General features: G+C 53.1%; 1 pseudogene. It reads right to left on the reverse strand.

The features are described from left to right. A pseudogene (tuf, locus tag PGR09_RS24605) lies at positions 1-224 on the reverse strand (elongation factor Tu); the annotation flags it as partial.

Below are 224 nucleotides of genomic sequence, written 5' to 3' on the forward strand. Positions count from 1 at the left end.
TTGATGTTGTCGCCCGGCATTACCATCTCTACGCCTTCCGGCAGTTCGATGGTACCAGTCACGTCAGTAGTACGGAAGTAGAACTGCGGACGGTAACCTTTGAAGAACGGAGTATGACGGCCGCCTTCGTCTTTGGACAGGATGTACACTTCAGATTCGAACTTGGTGTGCGGCTTGATGCTGCCCGGCTTAGCCAGTACCTGACCACGTTCGATTTCTTCACG

Origin of the sequence: Klebsiella sp. 141251, assembly GCF_050600725.1 — a bacterium.
In the GTDB taxonomy this organism is placed as follows: domain Bacteria; phylum Pseudomonadota; class Gammaproteobacteria; order Enterobacterales; family Enterobacteriaceae; genus Klebsiella; species Klebsiella aerogenes.